Source organism: Mycobacterium sp. pUA109 (assembly GCF_041287095.1).
Taxonomy (GTDB): Bacteria; Actinomycetota; Actinomycetes; order Mycobacteriales; family Mycobacteriaceae; genus Mycobacterium.
In genome coordinates this window covers 14,130-38,791 of sequence record NZ_JBGGKS010000011.1, presented here as the reverse complement: position 1 = coordinate 38,791, position 24,662 = coordinate 14,130, and the positions used below count along the sequence as shown (strand labels likewise).

The following is a 24,662-nucleotide window of genomic DNA, read 5'->3' as shown; positions in this document are numbered from 1 at the left end:
TCACCGCGCCGATGCCGGTCCGTCGAGGGCAGCACTGCACAATTCCGCTCAACCTCTAGTGCGCAACGTCAGTTGTGCACCACTCCCAACGATGGAGGCCAGCAATGACTGTCCAAGTGATTATGGAAGTCACGCTCAAGGAAGGTCACGTCGACGACTTCCGCGATTTCATGATCAAGATCCTTCCGGACAGTCGCGCATACGAGGGCTCCGTAAGCATCGATTTCGTCCGGAACCAGGACAGCCCCAACCAGGTGCTGGTCATGGAGAAGTGGAATAGCCGGCGGGACTACGAGCATTACCTGAAATGGCGGGCGGAAAGCGGCACTTTGAACGAGATCGCTGGGATATTCGAGGGCGAGCCCAAGCTGCGCTTCTTCGACCCCATGGGACTCTGAAACGTAGAGTCCTGAGTGGTTCATCCCGATACCCGCCGGACCCAGCTTCGTCAGGTGTCGTTGATCGCGCCGGTGGGACAACGTGTTTGCCCTCAGCACAACCGGTGCCGTAAAACACGGCGGCTTTCTTGCGGCCTGTCGATGATGAAGCGGGCCTTGTCCAGCAAAATCCCAACCCATCGATATGCGCCACTACCGACGTGGAGGCAGGATCTGCCGCCGGTCTCGGTTCTTGCGCGTACCTGCCCGGGTGGTTGGCAGTCTTTTGGTACTTGACGGCGCAGGCCGCCACCGTGCAAACTGACACCACAAAATGTCAGATGCCTCACAGTGTGTTCCCAGTGTGTCGCAGCCCGCACTGCTGTGGATCGGACTGTCCAAAAGGAGGTGGGCGTGGCAGAAACCAAGTGCTGCGGTAGTTTACGGTCGGCGGAACAGTCCCTGCTCGCGGCCACCTTCTTAGGGGTCCGCCGTTGCCCTGCCCGGGCGGACTACATCGAGCTGTGCTTCGAGACCAATGAGGGTGTATGGACATGGTGCATTCCGGAGCCGTGTGAGCAGCGCGAGTGCGGATCCGGCGACGATACCCTCGCGATAACCACCGGGCCGTACGGTGCCCAGGCACGGTACTTCCAAGACGGCAATTTGGGATTCGCATTGCCAAGCCCCGAGGCCATGGCCCTGATCACCGGAGGCTCCAGGGCGTATGTGGCCCGTAAGTTGGTCGAACGGGGATGGTAGAGAGCAAAAGGCGTCGATGCGCGGCAAAGACATCGGTTGTTGCGAAGCACCGCGCCCCGTACTGATTTCTTACCTGGCGGTTGTCACAATGGCTTTCGTGGGCTTGGGAGGTCTAGCAAGTGCCGATCCGGCAGATCCACCTCCTCCGATCTTGCCGGAATTCATCCCGACCGCAAGTAGCTTTGTTCCGCAATTCCCGTATCCGTATGACCAAACGCGCAAGAGCGTGACGGACGCCGATATCAATGCCGAGCGCGAGATGTGTCAGTGGTTCAAAGGGCAGTATCACGATCTGCGGAACCAGATGGATAGATTCGGATTCAACCTGCTCCAGGCCAACAACGACTGGACGGCCGGCACGATCCAGGCCCAGGCCGACAACGTGGCGACGAACGTCGAGAATGCCGTTGCGTTTCTTACTCCACGCGCCGAGGCTCTCACCATAAGTCAGGACTTCGCCGGGGACATGTACTTCCCGCTCTACCAGGGCGAGCCGTTCTATCGGCTGTGGCAAGAGTTGTCCAACGTCGGGGTTGGCATCCGGGCACGTAACACGGCGTGGGTCTACGGGCCGTCGCAGCAGCGCGTCAAACGCTGGGCCAGCCAGATCGAGCGGTCGCGCATCTGCGACCAGTAAGGGCGCTCGCTTATCCGGCGGTGCTATCTGACAACATAGGCTTCCCGAATCGGGGCCAATCGGCTACCGTAAAGAGGCTGCTGGAGCCGGGCGGTCCGTTCCTCCTTCGCAGCAAGATCACGAGGCTGCCCGATCACGGCGTTACCGAGGCGCACGGGCATCCCGGCTCGGGGAAGAGAGGTGCAGTGGTCGCGCTTCCGCGGTCCAGTCGTGGATTCCTGCGACGGGCCTCACGCTTTGTGCGTGGAGTTGTCCTGGTGGCAGCAATTCTCGCGACGTGCCTCGCTGCAGTGACGGTGTCCGGCGCAAACAGATCCAACGCCGACATAGGCGAGCTGGGGCCGCCGCCCAGTGACATCGAGATGAAGCAGGCCCTCACCGATTTCTACAACGCGGGCCACCCGCCGGACGCCACGGTCGATGTGCAGTTCCCTGGCCCCATCCTTGTCGGTCAGCCGACGGCACACCCGAATCCGCCACCGGATCCGTGGTGTGTCCGCTGTGGCTACCCGGACCAAGGCACGAGCCCGATGTACCCGGTGCTGGCGCTCGTGTCGGTGACGACGACGCAGGGGCTGGAAGCCAGTGCATTACCGCCCACCAGCTTCGTCCACACCACCACGACCACGTATAACGGCACTCCCTGCACCGGAGAGACCAAAGCGGAATACTGCCCGTCCTACTTTTTTTACCGGGACGGTGCCGGGCGCTGGCGCGTTGCCCCCGCCTAACCGGTTTTCGACATCACTCGATAAAGCGCGGCTACGCTCCCAGCTGTGACGCGATTCGCTTCACGGCGCGACGTCCTGAAGTACGCCGCGCTGCTCGCGCCGGCACTGACCGTCCCCGGCGCACTCGGGGCGACGGTGGGTACACCGCAGGCCGCCGGTCAGGGATTGCGCCTGGTTGATTTCACCGAGCGGTTGGTTCAGCCCGAGCAGATCAAGTCCGCTGGCCTCGACGGGGCATTGGTGTACGTCTCCGAGTTACGGCCGGGCGCCACGTTCGATTTCAAGCCCGTCACCCGCGACTACGCGGACCGGCTCCGCGCCGCCGGCCTGCAGATCGTCAGCTGCTACCAGTACGGCAAGCCCGGGTGGCCGAGGTCGCCGTCGGACTTCACCCGCGGCTACGACGGCGGAGTGGCGGACGCCCACACGGCGTTGCGCAACCACACCGCGGCCGGCGGTCCGCCCGCGGCGCCGATCTTCTTCAGCGTCGACGAGGATATCGACTCCAACACGTGGAAAACCGTGGCAGCCCAATGGTTTCGGGGCATCAACTCGGTGTTGGGGGCCGAGCGCACGGGCATCTACGGCGGCGTTCGCCAGTGCGCCTGGGCGATCAGCGACGGCGTCATCGGGCATTCGACCAGTCCGGGGTATCGGTGGGCGTGGCAGACGCGGGCCTGGTCGGGCGACGAACGCGAACCGGCCGCCGTGCTGTACCAGCGCGAGGTGGTCACCGCGTCCGATCCCGGGTTGGAGATCGACGGCGTGCACGTCGACGTGGACGACGTCCTCGCAGCCGATTTCGGCCAGTGGGATCTGGCCCGATGCCGCCACGGCGGCCGAACACGCGTCGCCTAGCTATCTACCGCGAGGTGGGACTCTTCGGCCAGGGCGGCGCTCAGCCGGCGGGTCGCAGCCAAGAGCTGCTTCCCTAGCCTGGTGACCGCCGCCCCGCTCAGCGGCTCGGTACTGGGGACCAGGCTGAGCATCAGGGCGATGCGGGACCCCGGATCCAGGATCGGGGAGTCGATGTGGCTCACCTCGTAGGTGCGGTCCGGACCCAGGCTGATCGGGAACCACTCCTCCTGATGGATTAGTTCGTCGGTCAATGCCTGCGCCAACCGGCTCAGCCGGGTGGACCGCACCTCGGCACTACGCACGATCAGCGCCAGTTCCCGCAGGCGCAGATCGGGCAGGATGTGCAGACCCACCGCGTAGCCGCGCCGCTGGGCAGTGGTGAGGGCCCGGCGGTAGCGATCACGTACGTCGTCGGGCAAGTCGGCCAGCCAGCGATCCCGAGCGTCTGACCCGGCCCAGGCAAGGATCGACGCCCCATAGGGCGGGCGGTGCGGGAACTGGGTGCCAATGGGCATCGGGTCGCCGCCGCCGTGAAGGCTCCGGATTTGGTCGACCACGGTGGAGTAGTCATCGCTGACCGCGAATGCAATACAGTGCGCGCCGGTCGCGGCCGACAACTCGGCCATTACCGGACGCGCCAACAGCAGGGCTGGATAGCGGCCCGCCGCCTCTCGGCCGAGCCGGACCAGAGCGGGACCGAGGTGGTAGGTCTTGCGAACCGGGTCGCGCAGCAGCCAGCCGGCCCGCAGCAGTTCGGACAGCATCGAATGACAGCTGGCCTTATGGACGCTCAAGTGACGCGACACCGCGGCCAACGTCATCCCCTCGCTCCCGGCGCCCGCCAGGTGCTCGAAGAGGTTCACCACCCGCTCGGTCTGCGGGGAGGGACGCGAGGCCATAGGCCCGATGGTCGCATAATGCGACTCCTTGCGGTGGAATGCGCGACCATGTGACCATTGCCACAATGATGGACCTTCGGGGCAAGGTGGCGGTCGTAACCGGGGGAGCCGGCGGCATCGGCCAGGCCCTGGGCCGGCGTTTCGGCCGCGAGGGCATGAAGGTGGTGCTGGCCGACGTCCTCGCCGAACCGCTGGACAAGGCGACCCGAGCCCTGGCGGACGATGGGATCGAGGCGATCGGGGTGGTCACCGACGTCACCGACTATTCCTCGGTCGAGTCGCTGGCCAAGGCGGCGGTTGATCGCTTCGGTGCCGTGCACGTGGTGTGCAACAACGCGGGCACCGGTGGCGTCTCCGAGGGGTACATGTGGGAACACGACCTGGCCGATTGGCACTGGGGGATCGATGTCAACGTGCTGGGCGTCATTCACGGCATCAAGGCTTTCGTGCCGCTCCTGCTCGAGCAGGGCGATGGACACGTGGTCAACACCTGCTCGGGCAACGGCGGATTTGCGCCGATCGCGCGGGGTGCCATGGGCGGGCCGGCCACCGCGGTCTACCCGATGACCAAGGCGGCGGTGCTCTGCCTGACCGAAAGCCTCTACACCCACCTGGAGATGACCGGCAGGCACGTCCGGGCGCATGTCCTTTTCCCGGGCGGCTTTTTGAACACCGGCATCTGGGAGTCGTGGCGGCACCGCCCGCAGCGCTACGCCGCGACGCAGGAACGCCGCACACCCGACCAGACCCTGGCCAAGGTGGTGGCCCGCTTCGAAGCCGCCGGCGCACCTGTCGAGTTCACCCCGCTCGAGACGGTCGCTGACCAGGTGATCGACGGAATTCGGGCGGACCGCTTCTGGATGATGGGTCCGCCCACACCCGCCGATCAGGTCGTGAGCAGCAAGGCCGCGGCGATCCTCGCGCGCGGCGAGCCCGACTACCTGGTCGATGTCCTGGGCCAACACGCGCAGGACGCCCCGGAAACCGAGGGAGGAAAGCGTTGAACGCCACCACAGTTCGATACGGTCCTCGTCCACCGGAGGCGCGGGTCGACCATGAGATCGACGCCACCAAGGCGCCCATCGCCACCGAGGCGGTGACTGTCACCTACCGCACCGACCCGGAGATTGTCGCAGTCGTGCTGCCCAAACCTTTGGAGCCGTCGGACGAACCACTGGTGCGCATCCAGCTCCAGCGGGTCGAGATAGCGGGCCGGCCGCCGTTCGGGTCGGCGGTGTTCTCGGTGACGGCACGGCACGGCGAAACCGAGGGCGATTATCCGCTCTTCATGCCGCAGTCCACCGAACAATCGGTCACCGGCGGACGCGAAACATTCGGTGAGCCCAAGAAGCTGGCCCGCATCGAGGTGAAGCGCGATGGTGATCACGTCGCCGCCACCGTAGATCGGCTCGGGCACCGGCTCATCACCGTGAACGGCCGGGTGACCGGGCCGGCGGAGCTGCCGCCCGACCAGGTGAACACCGAGTTCTACTTCAAGTTCCTGCGGGCCCCCGACGGGGGCGGCATCACCGACCCCCACCTGGTCTACGGCGAATACCACCGGCACTACGAGCTGCTGGAGAACATCGACGGCACCCTTGAGTTGGGTGATTCGGCGCTGGACCCGGTGGCCGACATCGTGGTTCGCCAGATCTGGTCGATCACCTGGTGTCGCCGCCGCACCGTGCAGGTCGGGCGGATCGCGGAGCGGGTGCCGGCCGAATGGCTGCTGCCGTACGTGCATCAGCGCTACGACGATATGGCGCTGCTAGCCGCCCCCGGGACTGAGCAGGCGCGGGTGTAGGCGCATGGACCGGTACACGGTCATTTCGGCCGACTGCCACGCCGGTGCTGACCTGCTCGATTACCGCGAGTATCTCGACCCGCACTACCGGGACGAATTCGACAGCTGGGCAAAAACATACGTCAATCCGTTCGGCGATCTCACCGAGCCCGACGCCGAACGCAATTGGAACAGCGACCGACGCAACGCCGATCTGGATTGCGAAGGCATCGCCGGAGAGGTCATCTACCCCAACACCGTCCCGCCGTTCTTTCCGCAGGCCAGCCTGGCTGCCCCACCACCGGAGACCGCCCGGGAGCTTGAGCTGCGCTGGGCCGGCCTGCGTGCGCACAATCGTTGGCTGGCCGACTTTTGCTCCCGGTCACCCGAGCGGCGCGCCGGGGTGGGCCAGATCCTGCTCGGCGATCTCGACGAAGCCGTCGCCGAGATAGCGCAGATCGCCAAGCTGGGGCTGCGCGGCGGGGTGCTGCTGCCCGGGGTCGCCCCCGGCACCGGCATCCCCCCGCTGTACGCCGAGCACTGGGCGCCGCTGTGGGCAGCCTGCGAGCGGGCGGGCGTCGTGGTCAATCACCACGGCGGCAACGCCGGACCGACACCGATCGACGGGTGGGGCAGCTCATTTGCGGTGTGGGTGTACGAAACCCATTGGTGGGCGCACCGGGCGCTGTGGCACCTGATCTTCAGCGGCGCGCTGGATCGTCACCCGGACCTCACCGTGGTCTTCACCGAGCAGGGCGCCGGGTGGATACCGGCAACGCTCGACTCGCTCGACGTCGCGGCGGCACGTTACGGGCGAGCGAGCTCAGCGATCGCCCGATTCGCCGGGCCCACGGCCGGCTCGCTAACCCTCAAGCCCAGCGAGTACTGGTCCCGCCAGTGTTACGTGGGTGCCAGTTTCATGCGTCCGGTCGAGTGCGCCGAGCGGCACCGGATCGGCGTCGACCGAATCATGTGGGGAAGCGATTACCCGCACTACGAGGGGACCGCTCCCTACACGCGGGAGGCGTTGCGCCACACCTTCAGTGACGTCCCGACCGCCGAGGTGGCGGCCATGGTCGGTGGGAATGCGGCGGCCGTCTACGGCTTCGACCTGCAGGCCCTCGCGTCACTGGCCGACCGAATCGGTCCGGCCGTGGCCGAGGTGGCTGAGCCGCTGGGCGCCGTGCCCGCCGACGCGCGTAGCACCGTCTTCGAGCCCGACCCCATCCGCACCTGGTAGCGAAAGGACCTCCATGAACGACGCGGCCCCCTACATCATCATCTCCGCGGACACCCACGCCGAGCTGCCCACCGAGCGATACCGCGAATACGTCGACCCCGAATACCGGGAGGACTTCGAGGTCTACCTGGCTGAGAAGACAGCCGCGGCACAGGCCGGCGGATTCATCGACGAGCAGTTCGCCGAGGAATGGTTCTCCGAGCATGGCGACGGCATCGCCGGCGGATGGGATGTCGGCCTGCGGGACAAAGAACTCGACGGCGACGGGGTGATCGGCGAGGTCATCTTCCCCGACGCCGACGCGGTGACCGGGGTCGCCGGGGCACCGTTTGGGGCCGGCCTGGGCCAGTCGGGCGACCTCGACCCGGGCCGCGCCATGGCCGGGGCGCGGGCCCACAACCGCTGGTTGGCCGAGCTGTGCAGCCACAGCCCCGAGCGGCGGGCCGGGGTCGCGGTCGTGCCGATCTTGGCGGACGTCGACGCGGCGGTCGCCGAGATCACCCGCGCGGCAGAATCCGGACTGCGCGGGGGGATTCTAATTCCGGCGCGCTGGGTCGGTTACCCGCCGTACCACGACCGCCGCTACGACAAGGTGTGGGCGGCCTGCCAGGACCTGCAGATGCCGGTGCACACCCACTCGGGCCCGGCCCCGCAAGAGGAGTACGGCGGGCACCTGGGCATCTATGTCACCGAGGTGCGCTGGTGGGGGGCCAGGCCCCTGTGGTTCGCGTTGTGGTCGGGGGTGTTCGAGCGCTTCCCCGGCCTGCGCTGGGGGGTCACCGAGTGCGGGGCGTTTTGGGCCAACGATCTGCTCTGGCTGATGGACACCCGATTTCTGCGTGAGCACTCGGCCAAGAAGATGAGCCATCAGATGGAGGGCGATCTGACCATGCCGCCGTCGGCCTACTTCGACCGGAACTGTTTCATCGGGGCCACCACCACCGAACGCAGGGAGCTGGCCCGACGTTACGAGATCGGTGTGACCAACCTGTTGTGGGGCAACGACTTTCCGCACCCGGAGGGAACGTGGCCGCACACTCGTGATTGGCTGCGGCGTTCCTTCTGGGACATTCCGATCGAGGAGACCCGGCAGATGCTGGGCCTGGCGGCAGCCGAGCTGTACAACTTCGACCTGGCGGCCCTGGCGCCGCTGGCCGAGCGCATCGGCCCCACCCCGGACGACCTGGGCCAAGACGATGCGGTGAGCATTCCCAAGTGGGAGGCGGCCCGCCGGACCGGACGCCACTGGCTGACGGACGCCGAGCCGATCCCCGACCTGGTGCAGAACTGAGGACACCATGGCTGAAACTTCGGACACGCGCGATCGCTACGTGGTGATCTCGACGGACACCCACGCCGGGGCCGATCTCTACGACTACAAACCGTATCTGCCGGCGCGGCTGCACGACGAGTTCGACGCCTGGGCCAAGGCCTACAGCAGCCCGTTCGACGACCTGATCGTCGCCACCGCCAATCGGAACTGGGACCACGCGCTGCGCATCGCGGACATGGACGCCGACGGGGTGGCCGGGGAGGTGCTGTTGCCCAACACGGTTCCGCCGTTCTTCCCGACCACACCCAACATCACCATCAGCCTGCCGCGCACCCGCGAGGAGTTCGAGCAGCGGTGGGCGGGCGTGCAGGCCCACAACCGCTGGCAGGTCGACTTCTGCGGGTTGGCCCCGACCCGGCGGCGCGGCCTGATTCAGATCTTCCCCAATGACATCGACCTGGCGTGCCAGGAGATCCGCTGGGGCGCGGATCAGGCGTGCTTCGGTGGCGTGCTCATCCCGGCCGTCTCACCGGGTGATCCGCAGGTCGCCCCGCTGTTTCACACCCGCTACGAACCGATCTGGGCGCTGTGCGCCGACCTGGACCTGACCGTGGTGCAGCACGCCGGGGCGGGCAGCCCCGAGATGCCGATGGACCAGCCGGCGTCCAACGCGGTGTTGGTCACCGAGATGGCCCTGTGGGCCCAACGCACCCTCGGTCACCTGATCCTGGCCGGAGTCTTCGAGCGGTACCCGACGCTGCGCTTCGTGCCGACCGAGCAGGGCACCCTGTGGGTGCAGCAGCAGCTGGCGGTGCTCGACGCCATGGTGCCCACGATGAAGTCGCAGGCGCACAACCGCACCTACGGGATGTTCGGCGGGTCATCCGTCGACGAAATGACCCTGCTGCCCAGCGAGTACGCCCGGCGTAACTGCTATCTGGCCAGCGAGCTGACTCCGTATGACGCGGCGATGATCGATTTCCTGGGGGCCGACCACATCATGTGGGGCAGCGACTATCCGCACGAGGAGGGTTTTGCGCCGCACTCCAAGCTGGCGATCCGGTGGGCGTTGCATGACCGGTCCGAGGACGAGTGCCGCAAGATCCTGGGCGCAAACGCGGGTCGCCTGTACCGTTTCGACCTGGATGCGTTGGCGCCCGTCGCCGCCAAGGTCGGACCCACCGTCGCCGAAGTCGGCACCCCGCTGGGGGATACCGGCTACTGCGCCCCCGCCGCGTTCGCGTACCGACCGTTCGAGGGCGGGCTAGCGCTGAAACGGCTGGCGCCGGCACGCGGCTAAGCTAACGCCTCCCGCCAACGCCGGGCGTGAATGTGACGACGGCTGAACGGCGTGTCGCGTCGCCGGTTTCACCGTCGCCACCCGACCCGCTCAGCGGAAGCGGACGTTTAACGTCGCCAGGCCGAAGATCTTCTTGTCCCCGGATTTCGCGCCGACCAAGACGACACCGCTGCGGGTCGCGGGGTCCAGCGACTTGATTCGGCCACTGAACTCGATGTCGGCGCCGTCGGTGGCCGACACGATCGCCGGCGCCGACAACCGCACCGCGTAGCGCGTGACCGCACCGGGGTCGCCCGACCATGCGGAGGCGAATCCAGCACCCAACCCCATGGTGAGCATGCCGTGGGCGATGACGTCGGGCAGCCCGGCCAGCTTGGCGATCTCCTCATCCCAGTGAATCGGATTGGCGTCGCCGGCCACGCCGGCGTAGTTCACCAGGTCGCCGCGGGACAGTCGGGTGTGGTGCACCGGCAGCTCGTCGCCGACCTGCACGTCGTCGAACGACGGCGTTCCCGGCGTGCGGGTCGCGCCGCCCTCGGCGATCCGGACCTCGCCCTCGGGGCGCACCGTCTTCTGGTAGGCCGCAGCGGCTTCGTCGACGCCGATGATGTTTACGTCGTGCATCATCGCCTTCTGCACGGCCGCCTTGATCGCCGGATCGACATCCTCGGCGGTGACGCCGACGACGGTGGTGTGCAGGGTGTGCACCCGCTCGCCGGCCATGTCGGTGAAGGTGTTGGTTACGGTGATCATGTCTCGACCGGCGATCCTGCGCACCGACGTCAGCTCGACGTCAATGTGCAGCTCGTCGCCGGCCACGATCGGGCGGTGCTGCTCGAAGACTTCTTCGGTCTGCACGTAGGTGTCATAACCGACCACCACCGATTCGAACATCCGCCGATTGCAGGCCATCGCCGGGGTTGACGTGAACGTCAGCGGCGCCACCACGCCGGAATAGCCCAGCTCGGCGGCGGCGGCGTCCTCCCAGTGTGCGGGGTGATAGTCCTGCACTGCGCGGGCGTACTCGCGCACCTTCTCGCGGCCGACCCGGTAGGTGCTGTCCGCCTGGTAGTAGTGGCCGATCCGCGCCTCGATCGCCGACGTTTCTGCTGCTGTGGTCATGAATTCGCCCAACTGTTCTATCGGCTGTTCGCTAAGGCCGACCACAGCACACTAGCGTGCGCTGGCCTAGACGATCTGGACACTAGCCTATGGACCGATCTCCCACGACCGCGAGCAGGCGCAGATTCGCCAGCGCCGACGACCCGCCGAACGCTGAGTGCTCGGGGGCTACGGTACTTTCTGGGAGTGATTTCCTCAGCTGCCGGTGCAGTCGCGCGGCGGATCGCCCCCTTCCTGGCAGTTGCGGCCGTGGCCGGCATGACGCTGTCGGCCGACCCGGTGCAGCCCGGCCAGGCCCCGGCGGTGCGGCTGGCCGATGCGGACAACCCGTTGGGCGGGATGCCCTTCTACGTCGATCCCGCATCGGCGGCCATGGTGGCCGCGCGCAACGCCAATCCGCCCAGTGCGGAGCTGACCGCGGTCGCCAACACGCCGCAGGCGTACTGGATCGATCAGGCATTCCCGGCCGGCACGGTCACCGGCGTGGTGGGCCGCTACACCGGTGCGGCGCAGGCCGCCGGCGCCATGCCGGTGCTGACGCTGTATGCCATCCCGCACCGCGACTGCGGCAGTTTCGCCGCGGGCGGGTTCGGCTCGGGGGAGGCTTACCGGCAGTGGATCGACGCCGTCGCGGCTGGCCTGGGCACCTCGCCGGCGGCAATCATTCTCGAACCCGATGCGCTCGCCATGGCCGACTGTCTGTCGCCTGACCAGCGCCAGGAACGGTTTGACCTGATCCACTACGCCGTCGACACGTTGACCCGCGATCCGGCCGCGGCCGTGTACGTCGACGGTGGTCACTCGCGGTGGTTGAGCGCCGAGGAGATGGCGGCCAGGCTCAACCAGGCCGGTGTGGGGCGGGCCCGCGGTTTCAGCCTCAACACGACGAACTACTACACCACCGATGAGGAAATCGGTTACGGCGAAGCGATTTCGGAACTGACGAACGGTGCGCACTACGTGATCGACACCTCGCGCAACGGTGTCGGGCCAGCGCCGGACCAGGAGCTCAACTGGTGCAACCCCGACGGCCGGGCATTGGGCACCCCGCCGACCACCGCGACCGGCGGTGCGCACGCCGACGCCTACCTGTGGGTTAAACGTGTCGGCGAATCCGACGGCTCTTGCGGGCGCGGGGAGCCCGCGGCCGGCCGCTTCGTCAGCCAGTACGCCATCGATCTGGCGCGCAACGCCGGCCACTAGGGTCCCGATTCGGGATTTTCGGCGTTGAGGTTGCGGCCAGGGCTGTACATTTCACGGATCTACGACCCTGGCCGCAATTTCAACGCCTTCAACGCCCGGCTGGAAACTACTTCGGCGGCATCCGGATGCCGCCGTCGACCCGGACGACCTCGGCGTTCATGTAGGAGTTGGTGATCAGCTCGAGCACCATCGACGCCAGTTCCTCGGGCTTGCCGAGCCGGCGCGGAAACAGCACGGACTCACCGAGCTTGGCCTTGAACGCCTCCGACGCCTCACCCTCGCCGTAGATCGGGGTGTCGATCAGGCCGGGGGCGACGGTGTTGACCCGGACGCCGACCGCCGACAGGTCGCGGGCAACCGGCAGGGTCAGCCCCACGACACCACCCTTGGACGACGAGTAGGCGGCCTGGCCGATCTGGCCGTCGAACGCCGCGACGCTGGTCATGTTGACGATGGCGCCCCGCTCGCCGGTATCGGCGGGCTCGTTCTTGCTCATCTGGGTGGCCGCGATGCGGATGCAGTCGAAGGTGCCGACCAGGTTGATGTCCAGCACCTTCTTGTACAGGCCCAGGTCGTGCGCCGAGGCGAACTCGCCGTCCTTGCCGATGGTGCGCTGGGCCCAGCCGACGCCGGCCGAGTTCACCAGGGCACGCAGCGGGCCGAGGTCCGCGGCGGTTTTGACGGCGTCGATGATCTGGTCGGTACTGGTGACGTCGACGCTGACGAACACGCCGCCGATCTCTTTGGCGAGGTCCTCGCCCTTGTCTGCCTGCAGGTCGGCGATGACGACCCGAGCCCCCTTGTCGGCCAACTGACGCGCAGTGGCCGCCCCGATACCTGACGCGCCGCCGGTGACGATCGCGCTAGCTCCGTTGATATCCACGCCGACAGACTACGCGGTGACGGCCGTGCGGCTGCGCTGCGGCAGCCGACCCCACAATCAGCTGCCGCTGATAGCGGCTTGCCGAACAGTGCTTGCCGACCGGCGACAGCGCAGGCGGACTACGCACGCTGGCGTTGTGCTGGCTGCGCCGACGGGCGCCTGCGCACGAGGGTCGGCCACCAGAACCACGGCCCCAGGATGCTGAGGATGGATGGCACGACGAAAGAACGCACGATCAACGTGTCGAGCAGAAGACCGATGCACACCGTCGAACCCACCTGCCCGATCGTTCTGAGATCGCTTGTCAGCATTGCCAGCATCGTGAACGCAAACACCAAACCCGCGGATGTCACCACACCGCCGGTGCTTCCGAGCGCACGGATCAGACCAGTGTTCAAACCGGCGTGAATTTCTTCTTTAACTCGGTTGATCAGCAGGAGGTTGTAGTCCGACCCGACCGCCACCAGGATGATGAACGTCAGCGGTAGCACCAGCCAGTGCAGATGCAGGCCGATCAGGTGCTGCCAGACAAGTATGGACAACCCGAAAGCTCCAGCGTAGGAGAACGCCACCGTGCCGGGAATGACCAAGGCCGCCACCAGACTTCGCGTGATGAACATCATGATCAAGAAGATCAGCACGAAGGCGGCGATCGCCGCGATGAGCAGATCGGATGTGGCGTATTGCTTGATGTCCTTGTCGTTCGATCCCGAGCCGCCGATATAGACGCGCGCACCGGCCAACGAGGTCTCTTTCAGGATCGTGGTTATCGCCTCGGGGAATTTTTCGACGTGTTCCACGCCTTCGGGGCCCATGGCGTTGCCCTCGTGGGTGACGATGAACCGGGCAGCCTTGCCGTCCGGCGACATCATCAACTTCATGCCGGTCTTGACGTCTTCGTTGTCGAAACCCTCGTGCGGGATGTAGAAGAGGTCGTCGCTGCGGGATTTGTCCCAGTCGTTGCCGACGTTGATCGAATCATCGAAGGTCTGCTCGGTCAGGAGCGACTGCAGGTCCGCCGACCCATAGCTGTTGACAAGCTTCGTCCGCAGGGCCTCGGTGTCGTCCGCGGTGGCTTTCAGTTGCGCGATAATTTGCGGGAATGCCTTGTCAACCTCTTCGAGGGAGATTTTAGCGTACTTGATATCTTCGGCCAGGTGGTCGATCTCGTCGATCGTGTCCCACAATGATCTGAACGTCCAACAGATGGGGATGTCGAAACAGTGTTGCTCCCAATAGAAATAATTCTTGATTGGACGGAAGAAGTCGTCAAGATTTGAGACGCCCTCGTTCATCTCGTCGCTGACCCTTTGCAAGTCCTCAACGGTGAGCACCGTCTGGTGCAGTTCGTCGGAGACCTTCTGGAAAAACCCGATCTCTTTTCGCAGGACCTCGACGGAGTCCGCCTGGATCTCGGCCTGCGCATCGGTGTTGTTGTTCTGTTCTCTGTTGAAGGGCAGCTGCTGACCGTTGCCGCTGCCCTGTGTGGTGAACAGATACGGAATGCTGGCGTGCTCGAGAGCTCGGCCTAAGGGCCGGGTCATGCCTTGCACCATCGCCACACCGGGCAGGCGAATCAAGGCTCTCGCGACCCGGTCCAGCGAGATGAAGTCGGCCGAATTGCGCATATCATGATCGGTTTCGACCATCAGCATTTCTGAGAACAGCTTGCTCTTGGGGAAGTGCCGATCAGCCGCCTGGAAACCCAGATTGGCGGGTGCGTCGTGCGGCTGGTACTGCCGGTCGTCGTAATTCTGTCGGTAGCTCGGTACGAAAATCGCCCCAAGCATCACGATCGCCGAACTGGCCACCAGGATCGGCACCGGCCAGCGCACCACGCTCGCGCCGATCCGCCGATACAACTGCGCCCGCACTTGCTGCCTCGGGTCGAACATCCCGAAGAGGCTGCCGACCGTCAAAACTGCCGGGCCGAGCGTCATCGCCGCGGCGATGGTGAACAGCATGGTGATTGCGACCGCCGGCCCCATGGTGTGGAAGTAGTTCAGTCGCGCAAACGTCAAGCAGTAGCACGCGCCGGCGATCGTCAGCCCCGAGCCGATGACGATGGGCGCGACGCCCTTGTAAGCGATGTAAAAACTTTCTTCTCGGCTTTCACCGGCCAGGCGTGCCTCGTGATAGCGACCAATCAAGAAGATGCCGTAGTCCGTGCCCGCCCCGAGCGTCAACGCGATCACGATATTCACCGCGAACGACGACAGCTCGATGTATCCGAGATGCCCGAGGGTCGAGATAATCCCTTTGGCGACAAGCATTTCGATGAGTACGCCGAGCAAGGGCACCAACAGCGTGGGCGGCGAGCGATACACGATCAGCAACATCACCATGATGAGGATGATCGTGACGATCGTGACGTTGTTCAGGCTTGCGTTGGCGATGCTCAGCGTGTCCGATGCCAGCGGCGCCGCGCCGCTGACATAGACCTTCAGGCCGGGCGGCGGAGTGTCCTTGGCGATGATGTCTCGGACGGCGTCTACGGACGCGTTCGCCTCGATCTGCCCGATGTCGCCGGCCAGACGCAAGAGCACATAGCTGCACTTGCCATCGACGCTTTGCGCCCCGGCCGCGGTGAACGGTTTGCCCCACAGGTCCATCACGTATTGCACGTGCTTGGTGTCGCGCTGCAGGCGCTGCACCAAATCGTCGTAGTAGCTGTGGTCTTGGTCCGCCAATGGGCGGTCCGCCTCGAACACCACCATCGTCAAGTTGGTCGAGTTGGATTCGTGGAACTTTTCGCCGATATGCAGCAGCGCCCGCTGCGAGGGCGCGTAGTGCGGAATCATCGGTCCGGCAAGTTCTTCTGCGACGTCCTCCACCTTGGGCATGAAAGCAGTCGTCGTGACCGCGAGAAAGCCCCAAAAGAAGATGATCGGTATCGCAAAAGTACGGACCATGCGCGGGATGAAGGGACGTTTGACCAGGGGCTCATCCAGGCGATGCTCGCTCACGCTGATTTCACCCTGCACTCGACGTCGGCGTCTTGATGATTACCGGACTGTTCGTCGCGCACGACGCCGTCCACCAGCATTCGGCAGCCCACCTGACCGCCGTGAACATGCACGGAGATACTGCCGGACGCGACCGTGAGCGTCGTGGTCTCCGTGTGGGACCAGGGCAGGGTGGTGACGTCAACTTCGTGCGGATGCCCGTCGATGTCGACGTAGACGAGCTTCCCGCCCTGGCCGACGGAGCCAAAAACCTCATAGGTGAGCCGTTTTATATTGAACTCTTCCGGCGCCTGCGGACCGTTGACGGTGATGACCGGCTCCGGTTCGGAGAACTGGTGCACCTTCCACATGCCGACCAGGCCCACACTCACCATGACGACGGCAACCAGCGGCATCCAGATTCGCGCCAGGACGGTCGTCCCAATTGAACGAGGGCTCACTCGATCACCTTCCGGAACGCGTTTCCCCGGACCTCGTGCCTCGGATCCGGCCTCGCCGTGGTTTGGTATATCAACCAGGCTGATATGCCGACATATTAGGGTACCAGTACTGAACGGAAGCGTCTACAACGTGCGAACGGTATCACCTTTGGGCGCAGTCGGCAGCGCGGGCGAACGGCCCTCACGCCGCCACGGGCGCGTTTCGCAGACGGCCCTTGAGTCGCCTTGCGCGCAGCAGCTGAACGGCGAGGTTTGTCGAGGTCACCATCGGAATCACCCCGATGAACGTTCGCTCGGACGGGGTGGCGCCGTGCAGGTATTCGAGACAACCGAGAACGTAATAACACGAAAGCGCGAACAGGGTGAAGGGGATGCAGAAGGCCATGGGGTTGCCGCGGATAGCGACAATGCGCTGTGCGTACTCGAACTCTTCCGGTGTCATGGGTTCGCGTTTGCGCAACTTGCGCAGCACTCGCGGCGCGGCTCCGATTTCCTCGCTGATCGGAAGGGTGGGTTGCCGTTCCAACCGCCGTGTGTAGATGAAAGCGATCGATACCAGGACCAATGCCACCGCCAAGGCGATCAACGTCAGAAGACCCCAGGAAGCTGTGCCCACTACGCGCTCCTCCGCTCTGCGGTCAGCATCACACAAACCTGGTGAGTGGATCCAGTCCGAAACACAGACTGGCAGTTTGAGTGATATGCCCTCAGGCTGAATCAACAGCTTATCTATGGTGTCAGGCCCGGAGGAATTGTCAATACCTGCGGATCGGGTGCTTCAGGCACCTGCACTGGCTGATCCTGCCGCCGACGTTCACCATGCTGGCCAGCGACCTGCGGACCAGCGGTCAGGCGGGTTCCACGGTGTGTGAACGACTGAGTAACGGTTCCACCACGTTTCTGTCACCCCACGACAGGTCCTCCGGCGCCGTGCCTCTTGTGGCCGACAATCCGGCGTATGACGCAATCGCGGGACGCCGACGTTGGCGCGTGAGATCTCACGGCAGACGTTTCTGCGGGGCGCCGCCGGGGCGTTAGCCGCCGGCGCGGTGCTCGGTCCGGTGCGGGCGACCGCGGATCCGAGACCGTCGGGCTGGGAGGGGTTGTCGTCGGCGATCGGCGGGCACGTGACACCGCCCGACAGTCCCCAATTCGCGGCGGCCAAGCAGGTTTTCAACACCAACTACAACGGCTCGACACCGGCGGCGGTCGTCGCCCCGACCTCGCCGGCGGACGTGCAAAAGGCGATGACCTTCGCCGCCGCCCACAACCTGAAGGTCGCTCCGCGCAGTGGCGGGCACTCCTATGTGGGGGCGTCCACCGCCACCGGCACCATGGTGCTCGACTTGCGGCAGCTGCCCGAAGAGATCGATTACGACGACGCCACCGGGCAGGTCACGGTGACGCCCGCGACCGATCTGTATGCGCTGCACCAGAGGCTGGCCGCGGCCGGGCGGGGCATCCCTACGGGTACCTGCCCGACGGTCGGCACCGCCGGACACGCCTTGGGCGGCGGACTGGGCGCGCACTCCCGGCACGCGGGCCTGATGAGCGACGCGTTGAGGTCGGTGTCGGTGGTGTTGCCCGGCGGCCAGCCGGTCACCGCCTCGGCCGCCAGTAACCCGGACCTGTTCTGGGCGTTACGCGGCGGCGGTGGCGGCAACTTCGGGGTGACCACCGCGCTGACCTTTGCCACCTTCCCCACCAACGACGTCGACGTGGTGAACCTCAATTTCCCGCCGCAGTCGTTCGCGCAGGTCCTGCTCGGGTGGCAAAACTGGCTGCGCACCGCCGACCGCAGCAGCTGGGCGCTGGCCGACAGCACCACCGACGCGACGGGCTCGCAGTGTCGTATCCTCGCGACCTGCCCGGCCGGGTCGGGCAGCAGCGTGGCGAACGCCATCAGTACGGCCGTCGGCATCCAACCGACCGGGACCGAGCAGCAGACGCTCGACTATCTGGGCCTGGTGCGGTACCTGGCGGTCGGGAACCTCACGCCGTCGCCGTTGGGCTATGTCGGCGGATCCGACGTGTTCCCGACCATCAATGCCGGCGCCGCTCAGGGGATCGCCGCGGCGGTCGCTGCCTTTCCGCGGGGCGCGGGCCGGATGTTGGCGATCATGCATGCGCTCGATGGTGCGCTGGCCACGGTGGCGCCGGGGGCCTCCGCCTTTCCGTGGCGGCGGCAGTCCGCGTTGGTGCAGTGGTACGTCGAAACGTCCGGCTCGCCGGCCGCGGCGACTAGCTGGCTGCAGACGGCACATCAGGCGGTGCAGCCGTATTCGGTGGGCGGATACGTGAACTATCTGGAGGTCAACCAGCCGCCGAGGCGCTACTTCGGCCAGAATCTGTCCCGGCTCGGCGCGGTCCGGCAGAAGTACGACCCGGGCCGGGTGATGTTCTCCGGGTTGAACTTCTGACCGCCGCCGCGAGTCCCTCCGCCGCCGCGGCTAGCCCTTCCCCCGCGAGCGTGCGCAGATGTACAGGTATTGGGCGGTTTTGGCGTGCAACTGCGCACGCTCGCGGGTCCCGACGGACACACCGCCGACCGCGCCGGCTGCCCCTCGGTCAGCCGGCGCAGGCGGTGAGCCGCGGCGGGGAAAATGCGACCGACCCCACGCCGCCGAGGGTCATGCCGTTGTCGTCGAGCGTCATCGTCGTCACGTACGTGCACGTTTGGATCTCGGTCAACCCGGTGAGAAAGACGACGTCATAGGTGTAGTCGAACGACCGCACCAACTGGCCCGCGTTCCACGGCACGTCCACGGCGAAACCGAGCGAGGAGGCCGACCTGGCGCCGAGCACCCGCGGGCCGACCTCGCCGATCCCCGGCTTCAGGGAGAACGGCGTGCCGTCCTGCTTGGTGCCCGCCACGCTGACGGTGCGGATCTTGTAGCCGGTGGCCGCCGCCGGCACCGACGCACCCGAGGAGATCTTTGTGCTGAACAAGATGGAGTAGTTGGTGCCACCCGCGATCGCCGTTGTACTAAAGCTCGTCGAGGTGAACTCTTCGGGTAGCTCGACCGCGCAATTGTCGACCGAGGCCGACGGATCGTCGCAGCCTGCATCCGGCGGGTCCGCCGCGGCTGCCGGTACGGTAAGCGCAACGCCAATCACCGGCACCGATAACGTAATACCCCGCATCAGCACGCGCCGAGAGATCGCCTTCTTGGAAATGTCCGTCAAGGAATCACTCCTTCCAGGCATAAGCGGAGGCTCTCGCACAGCGTAGTGAGTTTGGCGCCAGAATGTGGCCGTCTCAACGAATTTGCAGCGATGGCGTCAGCCGCTCAATCAACGGGAGCAATCCACCGCTACCTCAAGGGCTGCACAGACATCGCGCATGCGCTCATCGGCGAGCCGGCCCAGCCGGTCGACCAACACTGCGACGGAGACGCTTTCGAGAGAGTCAAGGTTTACCGCGGAACGTCGCGGGACCGGGTCGGTATCGGGTTCAAGAACGACCTCGCTTGCCAGCCCCCGGATCGTGGTCGTGCACGGTGCGACGAGTGCGCGCCGAAACCGGGGATGGCCGCGGTTGGTTAGACCGACCGCGACCCCGCGATACCTTCGGTAAGGCCGACGGTATACCGTCCAGCTATGAGTCGAGTGGCGGTAATCACAGGCGGCGCGGGTGGCATGGGCCTGGCCACGGCGAAGCTCGTCGGTCGCGACCACGCGGTCGTGCTGTGCGACGTCCGGCAGGACCGGCTGGAGGCCGCGGCTGCCGCGCTGACCGGCCTTGGCATCACCCCCACCGCCATCAACTGCGATGTCACCGACCGGCAGGCGGTCGACCGGCTGCTGGGCACCGCATCAGACCTCGGCACGCTCGCCTCGGTCATCCACACCGCGGGGGTCAGCCCGAGCATGGGCGACGCCGACTACGTGATGCGGACCAACGCGCTGGGCACGGTCAACGTCAACGAGGCCTTCTATGCGACGGCCGGCGAGGGCTGCGCGATCGTCAACGTGGCGTCGATGGCCGCCCACATGCTGCCCGACGAGATCATCCCGACCGCGCAATTCCCGCTGGCCCTGCACGACGGCGCCGCGTTCCTCAACGATATGCGGGCCACCTGCGACGGCGTCCCCGAGGAGGCGCGCTCCGGGCTGGCCTACGCGGTCAGCAAAAGCTTTGTCCGGTGGTACTCCACCTCGCAGGCCGAGCGGTTCAACGGCCGCGGGCTGCGGATCGTATCGGTGTCACCGGGTTCCATCGACACCGAGATGGGCCGGCTGGAAGAGCAGGCCGGGGCCGGGGCGATGGTTGCCGACGCCGCTGTCCCGCGCTGGGGGAAACCGGAAGAGATGGCCGAGCTGCTGGCGTTCTGCGCCAGCGACCGAGCGGGATACCTCACCGGCACCGACATCCTCAACGACGGCGGAGTGATCGCCTCGATGAAGGAGCGGGCCCGGGCGGCCGCCGCGAACGCCTGAGGACAACACCCGGTACGTCTAGCCGGCGGTTTTGCCGTTATCGGCCAGGTACACCGCCCCGTGCACCGCGGTGGCCGCATCGCTCGCCAGGAAGGCGATGACCTGGGCGACGTCACCGGGTTCGCTCATGCCCCGCGGTGCGGCCGTGCGCATGACGAGATTGAAATCGGCATCGTCGGGGAACGAGAAGTTCGCCACCTGCGACGTCAGCATCCCGCCTGGACATACGGCGTTGACCCGCACCCGGTCCGCGGTGAACTCGACGGCCAACGCCCTTGTCAGACCGACGATCCCGTGTTTGGCCGCACAATAGCCCGCCGAATAGGCCTGGCCTTCGATACCGGCGATGGACGCGACATTGACGATGTTGCCGCCTGCCTCCAGCAGATGCGGAAGCGCGGCCCGGCACAGATAAAACGGCCCGTTCAGGTTTACCGCGAGATCCTGGGTCCAGTCGTCGTCGGTCACCTCGGCGGTGCGGCGCATCTGATGGAAACCGGCGACGTTCACCAGCACGTCCAGGCGGCCGAACTGCTCGACGCATTGACGCACCACGGCTTGGCAGGCCGGTGAGGTGGTGATGTCGGCGCCGACGAACCGTCCGCCGGGCAAGTCGGCGAACGCCGTCACCAACCGTGATTCGTCGCGCGCGACACCGAAAACCGCAGCGCCGCGCTGCGCGAACAGCTGCGCCACCGCCGCGCCGAGCCCCGCCGAGGCACCCGTTACCAGCGCCACCTTGCCGGACAGATCACCCATGTCGACTCCTGTCGGTAAGCCCGTTGGATTCCGGGGACTCAGAGCGTCCAGAAATAGCGGCTGGTCGGCACCAGGTCCAATCCGGTGTCGGCGCCGAAGCGGGCCACGCTGGCCATCAGCTCGCTGACGCGGCGGGTGAGTTCGGCATCGTCGCCGCGGCTGCCGTAGAAGGCGTGTGGGTCGGTCATCCCTGCCATCGGGAAATGTTCCTCGACGATCGCCGCGACCTCCGGCGACGACGGGGTCAGCGCCTCCTCGACCGTGTTCTGGATGTAGCCCACCGTGTTCTGGGTGCGGATCGCGATCGGCGTGTGGTGAACCTGCCAATACTCCAGGTATTCCACCCGAGGCATCGACGCCGGCCGCCGCAACATCGCAACATTGGCCAGCACATCCAATCGGGTGCCATCGGGAACCGGCAACGGATCCAGGCGGATCTTCTCGCTCACCCGGTATGCATGCGGCGATTCATCGGCGGCCGCGGCGACGATGGCGATCGCCGCCGCCGCTGTCCCGCGGGTCCAGACCGAGACCACCCCGGTGATTGGTTCGCCGGGCCCGAACCGCATCATGGCTGCCGCCACGTCGGCATCATCGAGGTTGAGCTGCACCGCCGACGCCCCGTCCGCCGCCAGCGCCGCCCGAAACGACGGTGCGGACAACCGAGCCCCGAGGTCGGCGCCGTGTAGCGCGAGGATCAGCTTGGTCATCGCACCGACATTAAGCGGGGGTGCTGGACCTCCGGGGGGCGGGCCCTATGCCCGGCCGGTGCGCTCCCGGTGTTTGCATCCCGGCCAGCAGCAGGGCCGGCGCTTGCCTTCTTCCAACTCCTCCTGAGTCCGGCGAATGCGGCGCTGTCGGGTCGAGTCCTGCTTGGCGTCCTCGACCCAGCAGATGAACTCGTTACGCGCCAACGGCGTGATGTCGTGCCAGGCCGCCAGGGCCGTGGGGTTGGCGATCAGCGCCTCGCGCAGGTCCGCGGGCAACGTGTGCACCACCCCACCGGGCACGCGTGCGCTGCTCACCGGGCCAGCGTAGCGTGCGTCCGCGTTTGATCCCGCGGCAAAGCGGTAACCCTTCGACGCACCGGTCGGCGACGTCGACCGGCATGACCGCAGGGACGCAGCCATGGCCTTTGACCTCACGCCGACCGCGGCGCAACACGATCTGGCGCGGCGCACCCACGAGTTCGCCGAATCCGTGATCCGTCCGGTCGCCTTCGACTATGACCAGCGGCAGGAGTTTCCCTGGCCGGTGCTGGAAGAGGCTGCCCAGCAGGGCTTCTACAGTCCGCTGTTCTACCGGGATCTGATCGGGGATTCGACCGGTTTGTCGTTGCCGATGTTCGTGACTTCTCCGACGGCTGGAAGTCGCCGGCTTCTTTTCACGCTGCTTGGGCGTGAAGGGCCAGTCCAGCCCGCAAGATGTTGCGTGCGGCATGTTCGTCGGCCTGCAGCGGCCCGTGGCCGCAGCGTTGGCAGACGAATTCCGCTTGCGTGAAGCGATTCTCCGGTGCTGCGTACCCACACTGCTCGCAGCCATCGGAGGTGTGGCGGGGGTCGACCTCAATCAGTGTGCGTCCAGCATCTTCCGCTTTGGCGCGCAGTATTGAGATGAACCGGCCCCAGCCGGCGTCACTGATACTTCTCGAAAGCCCGGACTTCGCCCGGGCACCGTTAGCCAGGAACTGGCCGGCATTGTCGGGGTCGGGCACGGGTTTGGCCCGCCGCACCATGTTGGTGATCTGCAGGTCTTCCACCACCAGCAGGTCGTAGTTCTCGACCAGGGCGCGGGCCTGCTTGTGGTGAAAGTCCTTACGTTGGTTGGCGATCTTGCGATACCTGGCGGCGACGGTTTCCCACCGGCGGCCACGGTTGGCCGATCCGCGTTGGGCGCGTTGCAGCCGCTGTTGGGCGACGGTCAGCTTATCGGCGGCGCTGCGGCCCCAGCGCGGATTGTCGATATGCACGCCGTCGCTGGTGGTCGCGAAACTGGCGATCCCGACATCGACACCGGCCTGGCGGCCGGTGGCCGGCAGCGGATGGGTGGGCACGTCGTCACAGGACAACACCAGCACCCAGTGCCGGCCCTGGCGTTTGACCTGGATCGTCTTCACCCGACCCGCGACTGCGCGGTGCTGGTGAACCTTTATCTGGCCGATGCCTTGCAGATACACCCGCTTGGCATCGGGTAGCCAGCGGGCACCGTCACCGTCTTTGGGCCACTCCACTGAATCGAATCGGGCCTTACCTTTGAACCGCGGATATCCCGGCGTCTGGCCGGCCTTCACCCGGCGAAAGAACCCGGCAAACGCCCTGTTCAACCGCCGCAACGTGGCCTGCTGGCTCGAAAACGACCACACCGCCTGATCGAGCCGCACCGCCCGAATCTCGGTCAGCTGCGCCGACTGATCGGTGTAGCTGATCCGGGTCGTACCGTTTGCCCAGGCGCCGCGGCGCTCCTGTAACGCGGCGTTGTAAAGCTCGCGATGCGACTCCACACACGCCGCCAACGCAACATGCTGCCGCGCGGTCGGCCGCAACCGGAACACGTAGGCACGTCTCATCAGGCCACCGCATCCCACCGGTGCTCGATGTAGCGGCGCACCGTCGCCTCCCAGACGTATCCGACCGACGCGGCGAAATACGACAACGACCACAACACCTTCGCAAACCGTCGCAGGTACGGGAACTCGGCCCGCAGCACCCGCGCGGTGCGGCCCTTGAACGCCCGCACCACCACCGCCGCCGGACCATCGGTCGGCCCGACCCCCACAGACAGGTGCACGTGATCCGGCACCACCCCTTTGGCGACGATCTTCCAGCCGCGTCCGGCCGCGATCTGCTCCAGCAGTTCGCCGCAGCGGGCCGCTACACGCCCGCCCAGAACCCGCCGCCGGTACTTCGGGCACCACACCAGGTGCAAACCCAATGAGCACACCCCTGCCGGAGTGCGGCGGAACCGGCGCTCGGACATGCTTCGCACCTTA

25 protein-coding genes and 2 pseudogenes are annotated in these 24,662 nt (G+C 66.1%); 14 read left to right on the top strand and 13 right to left on the bottom strand.

Going from position 1 to position 24,662, the window contains the following annotated elements:
- Positions 1 to 104 precede the first annotated feature (104 nt).
- From ACAG26_RS14125 to ACAG26_RS14105, 5 genes are all read left to right on the top strand, one after another.
- Positions 105 to 398 carry a putative quinol monooxygenase gene (locus ACAG26_RS14125; protein WP_370483167.1) on the top strand — a complete coding sequence of 98 codons (294 nt, stop codon included), beginning with the start codon at positions 105 to 107 and terminating at the stop codon, positions 396 to 398.
- A 393-nt stretch (positions 399 to 791) separates the two neighbouring features.
- Complete coding sequence (locus ACAG26_RS14120) at positions 792 to 1,139, top strand: hypothetical protein (protein WP_370483165.1); 348 nt, start codon at positions 792 to 794, stop codon at positions 1,137 to 1,139.
- Between the two features lie 16 nt (positions 1,140 to 1,155).
- Positions 1,156 to 1,776, top strand: coding sequence for a hypothetical protein (locus ACAG26_RS14115; protein ID WP_370483164.1), 621 nt, complete (start codon positions 1,156 to 1,158; stop codon positions 1,774 to 1,776).
- Between the two features lie 257 nt (positions 1,777 to 2,033).
- Complete coding sequence (locus tag ACAG26_RS14110) at positions 2,034 to 2,507, top strand: hypothetical protein (RefSeq protein WP_370483163.1); 474 nt, start codon at positions 2,034 to 2,036, stop codon at positions 2,505 to 2,507.
- A gap of 45 nt (positions 2,508 to 2,552) precedes the next feature.
- Positions 2,553 to 3,365 (top strand): DUF1906 domain-containing protein, encoded by an 813-nt coding sequence (locus ACAG26_RS14105; RefSeq protein WP_370483162.1) that lies wholly within the window; start codon positions 2,553 to 2,555, stop codon positions 3,363 to 3,365.
- Here ACAG26_RS14105 and ACAG26_RS14100 read toward each other — a convergent pair.
- Positions 3,362 to 4,264, bottom strand: a complete 903-nt coding sequence (locus ACAG26_RS14100) for an IclR family transcriptional regulator (RefSeq protein WP_370483161.1) — start codon at positions 4,262 to 4,264, stop codon at positions 3,362 to 3,364. The two genes, ACAG26_RS14105 and ACAG26_RS14100, sit on opposite strands and share 4 nt — an antisense overlap.
- Before the next feature lie 65 nt (positions 4,265 to 4,329).
- On the opposite strand from ACAG26_RS14100, the gene ACAG26_RS14095 reads away from it, so the two are divergent.
- The 5 genes from ACAG26_RS14095 to ACAG26_RS14075 are packed head-to-tail and all read left to right on the top strand — an operon-like array spanning position 4,330 to position 9,860.
- The gene (locus tag ACAG26_RS14095) at positions 4,330 to 5,268 is read left to right on the top strand and encodes an SDR family NAD(P)-dependent oxidoreductase (protein WP_370483160.1); all 939 of its coding nucleotides are present in this window, start codon (positions 4,330 to 4,332) and stop codon (positions 5,266 to 5,268) included.
- The gene (locus tag ACAG26_RS14090) at positions 5,265 to 6,068 is read left to right on the top strand and encodes an acetoacetate decarboxylase family protein (protein WP_370483159.1); all 804 of its coding nucleotides are present in this window, start codon (positions 5,265 to 5,267) and stop codon (positions 6,066 to 6,068) included. Before ACAG26_RS14095 ends, ACAG26_RS14090 begins: the two co-directional genes overlap by 4 nt.
- A 4-nt stretch (positions 6,069 to 6,072) precedes the next feature.
- Positions 6,073 to 7,287, top strand: coding sequence for an amidohydrolase family protein (locus ACAG26_RS14085; protein ID WP_370483158.1), 1,215 nt, complete (start codon positions 6,073 to 6,075; stop codon positions 7,285 to 7,287).
- Positions 7,288 to 7,300: 13 nt separating this feature from the next.
- Entirely contained in the window at positions 7,301 to 8,578 is a 1,278-nt protein-coding gene (locus tag ACAG26_RS14080) for an amidohydrolase family protein (RefSeq protein ID WP_370483156.1), read from the top strand.
- Between the two features lie 7 nt (positions 8,579 to 8,585).
- Positions 8,586 to 9,860, top strand: a complete 1,275-nt coding sequence (locus tag ACAG26_RS14075) for an amidohydrolase family protein (protein WP_370483155.1) — start codon at positions 8,586 to 8,588, stop codon at positions 9,858 to 9,860.
- 90 nt (positions 9,861 to 9,950) lie between these two features.
- Here ACAG26_RS14075 and ACAG26_RS14070 read toward each other — a convergent pair whose 3' ends face one another.
- Complete coding sequence (locus tag ACAG26_RS14070) at positions 9,951 to 10,982, bottom strand: fused (3R)-hydroxyacyl-ACP dehydratase subunits HadA/HadB (protein ID WP_370483153.1); 1,032 nt, start codon at positions 10,980 to 10,982, stop codon at positions 9,951 to 9,953.
- Between the two features lie 75 nt (positions 10,983 to 11,057).
- Between ACAG26_RS14070 and ACAG26_RS14065 the strand changes: the two genes are divergently transcribed.
- Complete coding sequence (locus ACAG26_RS14065; protein ID WP_370483432.1) at positions 11,058 to 12,185, top strand: glycoside hydrolase family 6 protein; 1,128 nt, start codon at positions 11,058 to 11,060, stop codon at positions 12,183 to 12,185.
- 106 nt (positions 12,186 to 12,291) lie between these two features.
- Here ACAG26_RS14065 and ACAG26_RS14060 read toward each other — a convergent pair whose 3' ends face one another.
- The 4 genes from ACAG26_RS14060 to ACAG26_RS14045 all read right to left on the bottom strand — a co-directional run bounded on the left by ACAG26_RS14060 (position 12,292) and on the right by ACAG26_RS14045 (position 17,090).
- Entirely contained in the window at positions 12,292 to 13,068 is a 777-nt protein-coding gene (locus ACAG26_RS14060; protein WP_370483151.1) for an SDR family NAD(P)-dependent oxidoreductase, read from the bottom strand.
- A gap of 119 nt (positions 13,069 to 13,187) precedes the next feature.
- Positions 13,188 to 15,980 carry an RND family transporter gene (locus ACAG26_RS14055; protein WP_370483430.1) on the bottom strand — a complete coding sequence of 931 codons (2,793 nt, stop codon included), beginning with the start codon at positions 15,978 to 15,980 and terminating at the stop codon, positions 13,188 to 13,190.
- A gap of 50 nt (positions 15,981 to 16,030) precedes the next feature.
- The gene (locus ACAG26_RS14050; RefSeq protein WP_370483150.1) at positions 16,031 to 16,429 is read right to left on the bottom strand and encodes an MmpS family transport accessory protein; all 399 of its coding nucleotides are present in this window, start codon (positions 16,427 to 16,429) and stop codon (positions 16,031 to 16,033) included.
- 226 nt (positions 16,430 to 16,655) lie between these two features.
- On the bottom strand, positions 16,656 to 17,090 hold the full coding sequence (locus ACAG26_RS14045) for a hypothetical protein (RefSeq protein WP_370483149.1): 435 nt from the start codon (positions 17,088 to 17,090) through the stop codon (positions 16,656 to 16,658).
- A 367-nt stretch (positions 17,091 to 17,457) separates the two neighbouring features.
- Between ACAG26_RS14045 and ACAG26_RS14040 the strand changes: the two genes are divergently transcribed.
- Complete coding sequence (locus tag ACAG26_RS14040) at positions 17,458 to 18,894, top strand: FAD-binding protein (protein ID WP_370483148.1); 1,437 nt, start codon at positions 17,458 to 17,460, stop codon at positions 18,892 to 18,894.
- A 148-nt stretch (positions 18,895 to 19,042) separates the two neighbouring features.
- Here ACAG26_RS14040 and ACAG26_RS14035 read toward each other — a convergent pair whose 3' ends face one another.
- Together ACAG26_RS14035 and ACAG26_RS14030 are read right to left on the bottom strand one after the other, a co-directional pair.
- Positions 19,043 to 19,660, bottom strand: coding sequence for a hypothetical protein (locus ACAG26_RS14035; protein ID WP_370483146.1), 618 nt, complete (start codon positions 19,658 to 19,660; stop codon positions 19,043 to 19,045).
- Between the two features lie 108 nt (positions 19,661 to 19,768).
- Positions 19,769 to 20,002: pseudogene (locus tag ACAG26_RS14030) on the bottom strand (type II toxin-antitoxin system PemK/MazF family toxin); the annotation flags it as partial.
- 72 nt (positions 20,003 to 20,074) lie between these two features.
- Here ACAG26_RS14030 and ACAG26_RS14025 point away from each other — a divergent pair.
- Positions 20,075 to 20,914, top strand: a complete 840-nt coding sequence (locus ACAG26_RS14025) for an SDR family oxidoreductase (protein ID WP_370483144.1) — start codon at positions 20,075 to 20,077, stop codon at positions 20,912 to 20,914.
- An 18-nt stretch (positions 20,915 to 20,932) separates the two neighbouring features.
- Here ACAG26_RS14025 and ACAG26_RS14020 read toward each other — a convergent pair whose 3' ends face one another.
- Genes ACAG26_RS14020 through ACAG26_RS14010 form a run of 3 tightly spaced genes read right to left on the bottom strand, consistent with a single transcriptional unit; the run spans position 20,933 to position 22,698 of the window.
- Entirely contained in the window at positions 20,933 to 21,673 is a 741-nt protein-coding gene (locus tag ACAG26_RS14020; protein ID WP_370483142.1) for an SDR family NAD(P)-dependent oxidoreductase, read from the bottom strand.
- 38 nt (positions 21,674 to 21,711) lie between these two features.
- The gene (locus tag ACAG26_RS14015) at positions 21,712 to 22,383 is read right to left on the bottom strand and encodes a hypothetical protein (protein ID WP_370483140.1); all 672 of its coding nucleotides are present in this window, start codon (positions 22,381 to 22,383) and stop codon (positions 21,712 to 21,714) included.
- A 45-nt stretch (positions 22,384 to 22,428) separates the two neighbouring features.
- Complete coding sequence (locus ACAG26_RS14010) at positions 22,429 to 22,698, bottom strand: YdeI/OmpD-associated family protein (protein ID WP_370483139.1); 270 nt, start codon at positions 22,696 to 22,698, stop codon at positions 22,429 to 22,431.
- A 103-nt stretch (positions 22,699 to 22,801) separates the two neighbouring features.
- Here ACAG26_RS14010 and ACAG26_RS14005 point away from each other — a divergent pair.
- A pseudogene (locus ACAG26_RS14005) lies at positions 22,802 to 23,023 on the top strand (acyl-CoA dehydrogenase family protein); the annotation flags it as partial.
- A gap of 34 nt (positions 23,024 to 23,057) precedes the next feature.
- On the opposite strand, the gene ACAG26_RS14000 reads toward ACAG26_RS14005, so the two are convergent.
- Both ACAG26_RS14000 and tnpA read right to left on the bottom strand, forming a co-directional pair.
- Positions 23,058 to 24,239, bottom strand: a complete 1,182-nt coding sequence (locus ACAG26_RS14000; protein ID WP_370483137.1) for an RNA-guided endonuclease InsQ/TnpB family protein — start codon at positions 24,237 to 24,239, stop codon at positions 23,058 to 23,060.
- Positions 24,239 to 24,649, bottom strand: a complete 411-nt coding sequence (gene tnpA / locus ACAG26_RS13995) for an IS200/IS605 family transposase (protein WP_370483135.1) — start codon at positions 24,647 to 24,649, stop codon at positions 24,239 to 24,241. Before tnpA ends, ACAG26_RS14000 begins: the two co-directional genes overlap by 1 nt.
- Between the last annotated feature and the right edge of the window lie 13 nt (positions 24,650 to 24,662).

Bases quoted from the DNA above. Each gene is read 5' to 3' on its own strand.
- ACAG26_RS14125 (WP_370483167.1), top strand. From the start codon at position 105: ATGACTGTCCAAGTGATTATGGAAGTCACGCTCAAGGAAGGTCACGTC.
- ACAG26_RS14115 (WP_370483164.1), top strand. From the start codon at position 1,156: ATGCGCGGCAAAGACATCGGTTGTTGCGAAGCACCGCGCCCCGTACTG.
- ACAG26_RS14100 (WP_370483161.1), bottom strand. From the start codon at position 4,264: ATGGCCTCGCGTCCCTCCCCGCAGACCGAGCGGGTGGTGAACCTCTTC.
- ACAG26_RS14095 (WP_370483160.1), top strand. From the start codon at position 4,330: ATGATGGACCTTCGGGGCAAGGTGGCGGTCGTAACCGGGGGAGCCGGC.
- ACAG26_RS14085 (WP_370483158.1), top strand. From the start codon at position 6,073: ATGGACCGGTACACGGTCATTTCGGCCGACTGCCACGCCGGTGCTGAC.
- ACAG26_RS14080 (WP_370483156.1), top strand. From the start codon at position 7,301: ATGAACGACGCGGCCCCCTACATCATCATCTCCGCGGACACCCACGCC.
- ACAG26_RS14075 (WP_370483155.1), top strand. From the start codon at position 8,586: ATGGCTGAAACTTCGGACACGCGCGATCGCTACGTGGTGATCTCGACG.
- ACAG26_RS14070 (WP_370483153.1), bottom strand. From the start codon at position 10,982: ATGACCACAGCAGCAGAAACGTCGGCGATCGAGGCGCGGATCGGCCAC.
- ACAG26_RS14055 (WP_370483430.1), bottom strand. From the start codon at position 15,980: ATGGTCCGTACTTTTGCGATACCGATCATCTTCTTTTGGGGCTTTCTC.
- ACAG26_RS14050 (WP_370483150.1), bottom strand. From the start codon at position 16,429: ATGCCGCTGGTTGCCGTCGTCATGGTGAGTGTGGGCCTGGTCGGCATG.
- ACAG26_RS14025 (WP_370483144.1), top strand. From the start codon at position 20,075: ATGAGTCGAGTGGCGGTAATCACAGGCGGCGCGGGTGGCATGGGCCTG.
- ACAG26_RS14020 (WP_370483142.1), bottom strand. From the start codon at position 21,673: ATGGGTGATCTGTCCGGCAAGGTGGCGCTGGTAACGGGTGCCTCGGCG.
- ACAG26_RS14015 (WP_370483140.1), bottom strand. From the start codon at position 22,383: ATGACCAAGCTGATCCTCGCGCTACACGGCGCCGACCTCGGGGCTCGG.
- ACAG26_RS14000 (WP_370483137.1), bottom strand. From the start codon at position 24,239: ATGAGACGTGCCTACGTGTTCCGGTTGCGGCCGACCGCGCGGCAGCAT.
- tnpA (WP_370483135.1), bottom strand. From the start codon at position 24,649: ATGTCCGAGCGCCGGTTCCGCCGCACTCCGGCAGGGGTGTGCTCATTG.